Origin of the sequence: Micromonospora sp. NPDC049048, from assembly GCF_043197615.1 — a bacterium.
Lineage (GTDB): Bacteria > Actinomycetota > Actinomycetes > Mycobacteriales > Micromonosporaceae > Micromonospora.
Genome location: NZ_JBICTM010000005.1, coordinates 483,209 through 489,990 on the forward strand (window position 1 = coordinate 483,209; position 6,782 = coordinate 489,990).

A 6,782-nucleotide genomic window follows, 5' to 3' on the forward strand; every position below is an offset into this window, starting at 1 on the left:
CTCACCCCGTCGCCGTCACCGACCAGCGACGGGCCAGCGCCGTTGCCACCAGGAAGGCCGCGAGGACGATCGCCGCCTCGGCCCCGATCGCGAGCGGGGTGAGCGAGAAGCCGAGCGTCCAGCCGACCGCGACCGCGGCGGCGATCCCGGCCGCGAGCGCGGGTGGCAAGAGCAGTGCCAGCCGCGTCGCGGTGTGTCGAATGCGGGGTGCGTCGCGCAGGGCGACGCGCACGGCGAGGACCGCGCCGGCGACGACGACCGCCGCGACGCCACCGTAGAAGACGCCAGCGGCAAGCCACACCGGCACGCGCACACTTCGCGGCAGGTCGAACGCCGCCACGAACGCGAGGTGCAGGCCGATGGCCACGAGGTATCCCACGACGAGGGAGACGACCGCGCCCGCGCTCGCCACGCCCAGAACCTGGCCGTAACGCGGCGGGGTCCGTCGCACGCCGGCTTCCTCCGCGATCCTCCGGGCGAACTCCGTGGAGTCGGTGCCGAGAAGCTCTGCCGGATCGACGCCGGCGGCCGCCGCTGCCTCGAGTTCGGCGCGCAGGTCGGCGGCGAGCGCCCGCCGGTCGCGACCGTGGACGCCGAGAGCGCGCCAACTGCGATCGACGGCGGACAGGAGGCCGTCAACGGCCGATGTCGACGTGCTCATGATCGTCTCCTGGGTTTGGTGGGCGGACGGCGAGGGTCGTGTTCACGACGCCGGCGAACCGGATCCACTGCTCCCGCCAGGCACGCAGCCGCTCATGGCCGGATTCGGTGAGCCGGTAGACCTTGCGGGAAGGGCCGCTGGGACTGGGCTTCGACGCGCTCGTCACGAGCCCCAGGCGATGCAGTCGGGTGATCAACGGATAGACGGTGCCGTAGCTCACGGTCCCGAATCCGGCGGTGTCGAGACGGCGGACGAGTTCGTAGCCGTGGGCCGGCTCGGCGGCCAGCAGCGCGAGCAGGCACATGTCCAGGGAGCCACGCAGTAGCTGGGCCTGCCGCTCGACCGCGTCATCCGAACCGCCAGCGACTATCATGCGTCACATAATACTGCCGGTAGTATGCGCCGTCTAGTAGCTGGGTCGCGGGCAGGTCAACCGGCGGCGACGGGGAGCCCGCTCACCGGGACGCCACGGGGCCGGGCAGCACGACGGTGCGGGCGTACCGGATGGCGGCCGGGGTGTCGGGGAAGACCAGGCCGTCGCGGCGCAACCGCCCGGCGACGCCGAGGGTGGCCAGCACCTGGTCGTGGCCGGGGTCGATGCCGGAGAGCAGCACGGTGATGCCGCGTTCCTGGAGCCGGAGGATGGCGTCGCCGAGCACCTGCGCGCCGGTCGCGTCGAGGGTGGTCACCCGCGACATCCGCAGGATGACGACGCGCACGTCGGCCACGTCGGAGAGTTGGAGCAGGAAGTTGTGCGCGGCGGCGAAGAAGAGCGGGCCGTCCAGCCGGTAGGCCACGATGTGGTCGGCGAGCAGGGCCCGCTCCTCGGCGCTGTGCTCGGTCGGGTCGAGCGGGACCTGTTCCACGCGCGCCGTGCGGGCCACCGCGCGCAGGGCGATCACGATCGCCACGCCCACCCCGACCGCCACGGCGGTCACCAGGTCCAGGGCCACCGTGACCGCGAAGGTGAGCACCAGCACGAGGGCGTCGCCCCGGGTGGCGCGGGCCAGCGCCCAGAGCGACCCGGCCTCGACCATCCGGACGGTGGTGGCCAGCAGGACGCCGGCCAGGGCGGCGAGCGGGATCCGACCGACCAGCGGGGCGGCGGCCAGCACGATCCCCGCGAGGGCGACAGCGTGGGTGAGCGCGGCCAGCTTCGAGCTGGCCCCGGCGCGCACGTTCACCGCCGTACGGGCGATGGCGGCTGTGGCCGGGATCCCGCCGAACGCGGGGGCGGCGAGGTTGGCCAGTCCCTGGCCGAACAGCTCACGGTCGGGGTCGTGGCGCTGGCCGACGGTCATCCCGTCGGCCACGGTGGCGGAGAGCAGGCTCTCCAGGGCTGCCAGCGCCGCGACCGCGAGGGCGGAGGGCAGCAGGACGCCGACGGCGTCGAGGTCGAGGAAGGCCAGCGAGGGCGCGGGCAGGCCGGCGGGCAGCGCGCCGATGCGGGCCAGCTCGACCGGGACGGTCTCGGCCACGACGGTCGCGACGGCCACCCCGAGCAGGGAGAACGGCCAGCCGGGACGCCAGCGGGCGCCGAGCAGCATCACCGCCGCGACGCCGAGGGCCATCGCCACCGGTACGGGCCGCGGATCCGCGACGAACCGGGCGACCGCGTCGGCGGCCACGGCCCAGACGCGGTCGCCGTGCGCGTCGGTCACCCCGAGCGCCGCCGGCACCTGTTGCAGGGCGATGACCACCGCGATGCCGGCGGTGAACCCCTCGATCACGGGGACGGGGAGGTAGTGGACGTACCGGCCGAGGCGGGCGAGGGCCAGCGCGATCAGCACGAGCCCGGCCAGCGCCCCGACCATCAGCACACCGGTGGGGCCGAACTGCTGGACCACCGGCACCAACACCACGGTCATCGCCCCGGTCGGTCCGGAGACCTGGAGGTGGGAGCCGCCGAAGACGGCGGCGACGGCGCCGGCCACCACCGCCGTCACCAGCCCGGCCTGGGCCCCGAGCCCGGAGGTGACGCCGAAGGCCAGGGCCAGCGGCAGCGCCACCACCGCCACGGTCAGCCCGGCGAGCAGGTCGCGCCGTGGCGAGCGGCGGACCGCCTGCCAGTCGGCGCGCGGCGGCAGCAGCCCGAGGAAGCGCTCGCGCAGCCCGAGTGCCTCGCTCACCGCTGCGTCCCGGAGGAGCGCAGTTCGTCCAGCAGCGCGTCCCGGTCGGTGAGGACCGCGCCCAGGATGCGCCGCCCGGCGGCGAGCAGGTCGGCCACGTCGGGGGTGCTGAGCGCGTACATCACCAGGGCGCCGTCGCGGCTGGAGGTGACCATGCCGGCCCGGCGCAGCACCGCGAGCTGCTGCGACAGGTTGGACGCCTCGACGTCGATCGCCGCCAGCAGGTCGCGGACCGGCTTCGGCCCGTCCTGGAGCAGTTCCAGCACCCGGATCCGGACCGGGTGGCCGAGGGTGCGGAACAGCTCCGCCTTGGCCTGGTAGAGCGGTACCGACACGTCAGCCTCCGTCACGCGACCCCACATCTGATTGCCGACTTTAGCACTTGCGAAAACTTTCAAGTCGCTGTCGTGCTGGCGGGCAGGGATCTTGGCACGGCACGGCCCCCGGAAGGGCCGGAACCTACCAAAATCTCCGCCGCGCGAACACCAGCCCGTCAGCCGGCGGAGTCGTTGACGCAGCGCAGGGCGGGGCGGGTCGTCAGCGCCGCCGGGTCCAGCGGGGCGTCGCAGGTCACCGTGAAGGTCGCCGACTCCCCCGGCAGGAGGGTGACCAGCGCCTCGTCGACCTCGGCCGCCGGGTCGAGGCGGTCCGGGAAGAGCGTCAGGTCGCGCAGGATCGTCCGGGCGGTCACCCGGACCCGCTGCCCGCCGTCGACGGGCTCGACCGAGGCGTCGTAGCCGGCCGCCGGCCAGTCGGCGTCGCGGTCCTCAACGAAGAACCACAGCGCCCGCTCGGCCGTGTCGCCCGCCTCGGCCACCAGCAGCTCGCGGCGGGCCTCCACCGGCCGCGCCAGCTCCGCCGGCAGCGCCAGCTCGACCTTGGCGTACGCACCGACGGTCAGCTCCAGCGTCGTCTTGGCCCGTGGCTCGCCGGCCAGGGTCAGCCGGGTCACCGAGGCGCTCGCCCGCCACGGGTCCGGCCCGTCGTTGACGGCGACCAGGGCCAGGCCGCCCGCGCGGGGCTGGACGGTCAGCAGCCGGTCGGCGTACGCGCGGCGCAGGGCGTACCACAGGGGCTTGCGGCGGCCGTCGCCGTCGACGGCCGACCAGGAGGTCACCGGCCAGCAGTCGTTGAGCTGCCAGACGATCGTGCCCGCGCAGACGTCCCGGTGCGAGCGGAAGTGCTCGACGGCGAGCTGGATCGCGCGGGCCTGGTTGAGCTGGGTCAGCCAGTGCCAGTCGTCGAAGTCCGCCGGGGCCGGCAGGTGGGCGTCGAGCCCGCGCCGGAGCTTGGCGTCCCCGTCGATCGCCTTCTGGTGGTGTGCCATGCCGGGCGAGTCGGGCGCAAGCGGCTCGTCGGACAGCGCCCGGCGCAGGGTCGCGTACGCAGGCGGGGCCTGGTAGCCGAACTCGGCGACGAAGCGCGGCACGTACTCGCGGTACTTCGTGTAGTCGTCGGTGTTCCAGACGTCCCAGATGTGCGTGGTGCCGTGCGCCGGGTCGTTGGGATGGATCTCCTCGCTGCCCGACCACGGGCTGCCCGGCCAGTACGGTCGCGTCGGGTCCAGCTCGCCGACGATCCGGGGCAGCAGTTCCAGGTAGTAGCCGCGTCCCCAGGTGCGCCCCGCGAGGGGCTCCTGCCAGTCCCAGTCGTGCCAGCCCCAGATGTTCTCGTTGTTGCCGGTCCAGAGCACCAGCGACGGGTGCGGGGCGAGCCGGACCACCTGCTCGGCGGCCTCGGCGGCCACCTCGGCGGCCAGCGGCTCCTCCTCCGGGTAGGCGGCGCAGGCGAAGGGGAAGTCCTGCTGCACGAGCAGGCCCAGCTCGTCGGCGAGGTCGTAGAAGTCGTCCGACTCGTACCGGCCGCCGCCCCAGACGCGCAGCAGGTTGACGTTCGCGTCGGCGGCCTGCCGGAACCGGTGCGCCAGCCGGTCCCGGGTCACCCGGGTGGGGAAGACGTCGTCGGGGATCCAGTTGACCCCCCGGACGAAGACCGGGGTGCTGTTGACGTGCAGGGCGAACGGCGTGCCGTGCGCGTCGGGGACGGTGTCGAGGCGTACGGAGCGGAAGCCGATGCGGCGGGACCACGTGTCGAGCGGGTGCCCGTCGGCGTCGTGCAGCGTCACCTCCAGCGGGTGCAACGGCTGCTCGCCGTACCCCCGGGGCCACCACAGCGCCGGGGCGCGGACGGTGAGGGTCAGCACGGCCGTGCGCTCCCCCGCCGGGATGGTCGCGTCGGCCGTCGCACCCGCGACGGTGGCCCGCACGGTGAGCGGGGCGTCCCCGGCCCGCTCGACCTCGACGTGCAGCTCCACCCGGCCGTCGCCGGCCTCGACGGTCACCAGGGGACGCACGACGGCCAGCCGGGCCGTGGACCAGGCGTGCAGCCCGATCTCCTGCCAGATGCCGGCGGTGACCAGCGTCGGCCCCCAGTCCCAGCCGAAGTTGCAGGCCATCTTGCGGATGAACGGGAACGGCTCCGGATAGGCGTTCGGCCGGTCCCCGAGCCGGTCCCGCTGCGCCTCCGCGTAGCGGTAGGCGGAGTCGAGGCGTACGGCCAGGGTGTTGGACCCGGCGACCAGCAGCGACCGGACGTCGAAGCGGTAGCCGCGGTGCATGTTCTCGGTGCGGCCGACCCCGGAGCCGTTGAGGGTGAGCGTGGCGACGGTGTCGAGGCCGGCGCAGACCAGGTCCAGCCGCTCGTGGCTCCCGGGTTCGTGGGTGAAGGTGGTCTCGTAGACCCAGTCGGTCCGGCCGATCCAGGCCAGCCCCTTCTCGTTGTCGTTCAGGTACGGATCGGGGATCAGGCCGGCGGCGAGCAGGTCGGTGTGCACGCAGCCGGGTACGGTCGCCGGCACCGCCCGCCCGGCGATCCCCGCCGGCACCTGCGGGCCCGGTACCGCCCGCAGGGTCCAGCCCTCGTGCAACGCTTGCCGGGTCACGACTTCACCGCACCTTCCATGATTCCGCGGACGATCTGACGGCCGCCGATGAAGAGCATCACCAGCAGCGGGAGGGTGGCGACCAGGGCGCCGGCGAGCACCCGTCGGTACAGCACGTAGTTGCCGCTGGCGAGGTCGGACAGCGCGACCATCGAGGTCGGGTAGTCGGTGCCGCCGAGGGTGATCAGCGGCCACTGGAACTCGTTCCAGGTGGCGACGAACGTCAGGAGGCCGAGCACCGCCATGGCGGGCCGGACCGCCGGCACCACCACGCTCCAGAAGATCCGCATGGTGCTGGCGCCGTCCATCCGGGCGGCCTCGACCAACTCGTCGGGCACCGCGTCGAGGATGAACTGTCGCATGTAGAAGACCCCGAACGCGCTGACCAGGCCGGGCACGATCACCGCGAGGAGGGTGCCGTTCCAGCCGCCCTCCCCCGGCATCCGACCCATCAGGATGTAGAGGGCGACGACGCCGAGCTGGTTGGGCACCGTCATGGTCAGGACGACCATGACCATCAGCGCGTTACGCCCCCTGAAGCGCAGCTTGGCGAAGGCGAAGCCGGCCAGCGAGCAGAAGAAGAGCACCGACACCGTCACCACCGACGACACGATGACGCTGTTGCCGAGGGACTGGAGGAAGAACACGTCCTGCATGGAGAAGACCTCCCGCAGGTTGGTGACGAGCTGCCCACCGGGCAGCACCTGCGGCGGGATCTTCGCCAGCGCCTCGTCGGTGTTCGTGGCGATGACGAACATCCAGTAGAGCGGAAACGCCGAGAACGCGATCACGACGCCCAGGAACAGGTAGGTCCAGACGCTGCCGGGCAGGTGCTGCGGCGCCCGCCCCGCCAGCGCCGCCCGCCGGGGATTCGAGGCGCTCACCTGTACCTCCTTTCGATCGCGACTGCGGGGCTCGCAAGCTCACTCCTCGCGCTCACCTGTACCTCCTTTCGTTCGCGACTGCGGGGCTCGCAAGCTCACTCCTCGCGCTCACCTGTACCTCCTTTCGTTCGCGACTGCGGGGCTCGCAAGCTCACTCCTCGCGCTCA

6 protein-coding genes are annotated in these 6,782 nt (G+C 73.1%); all 6 read right to left on the bottom strand.

The annotated features are described in order from the left end of the window. Position 1: 1 nt before the first annotated feature. The 6 genes from ACGFIG_RS19140 to ACGFIG_RS19165 all read right to left on the bottom strand — a co-directional run bounded on the left by ACGFIG_RS19140 (position 2) and on the right by ACGFIG_RS19165 (position 6,615). Complete coding sequence (locus ACGFIG_RS19140) at positions 2-661, bottom strand: hypothetical protein (RefSeq protein ID WP_393004549.1); 660 nt, start codon at positions 659-661, stop codon at positions 2-4. After that, a complete protein-coding gene (locus ACGFIG_RS19145) occupies positions 636-1,034 on the bottom strand; it encodes a PadR family transcriptional regulator (protein ID WP_393004551.1) in 399 nt (132 codons plus the stop codon). The genes ACGFIG_RS19140 and ACGFIG_RS19145 overlap by 26 nt, the downstream gene beginning before the upstream one ends. 82 nt (positions 1,035-1,116) lie before the next feature. Beyond that, entirely contained in the window at positions 1,117-2,790 is a 1,674-nt protein-coding gene (locus tag ACGFIG_RS19150; RefSeq protein ID WP_393004553.1) for a SulP family inorganic anion transporter, read from the bottom strand. Further along, the gene (locus ACGFIG_RS19155) at positions 2,787-3,125 is read right to left on the bottom strand and encodes an ArsR/SmtB family transcription factor (RefSeq protein WP_393004555.1); all 339 of its coding nucleotides are present in this window, start codon (positions 3,123-3,125) and stop codon (positions 2,787-2,789) included. Before ACGFIG_RS19155 ends, ACGFIG_RS19150 begins: the two co-directional genes overlap by 4 nt. Positions 3,126-3,283: 158 nt before the next feature. Beyond that, a complete protein-coding gene (locus ACGFIG_RS19160) occupies positions 3,284-5,731 on the bottom strand; it encodes a glycoside hydrolase family 2 protein (protein WP_393004557.1) in 2,448 nt (815 codons plus the stop codon). Then, positions 5,728-6,615, bottom strand: a complete 888-nt coding sequence (locus tag ACGFIG_RS19165; RefSeq protein WP_393004559.1) for a carbohydrate ABC transporter permease — start codon at positions 6,613-6,615, stop codon at positions 5,728-5,730. The genes ACGFIG_RS19160 and ACGFIG_RS19165 overlap by 4 nt, the downstream gene beginning before the upstream one ends. Positions 6,616-6,782 lie beyond the last annotated feature (167 nt).

What these genes read in the sequence shown, in the direction of transcription:
- ACGFIG_RS19140 (WP_393004549.1), bottom strand. Translation starts at nt 661, where the DNA reads ATGAGCACGTCGACATCGGCCGTTGACGGCCTCCTGTCCGCCGTCGAT.
- ACGFIG_RS19145 (WP_393004551.1), bottom strand. Translation starts at nt 1,034, where the DNA reads ATGATAGTCGCTGGCGGTTCGGATGACGCGGTCGAGCGGCAGGCCCAG.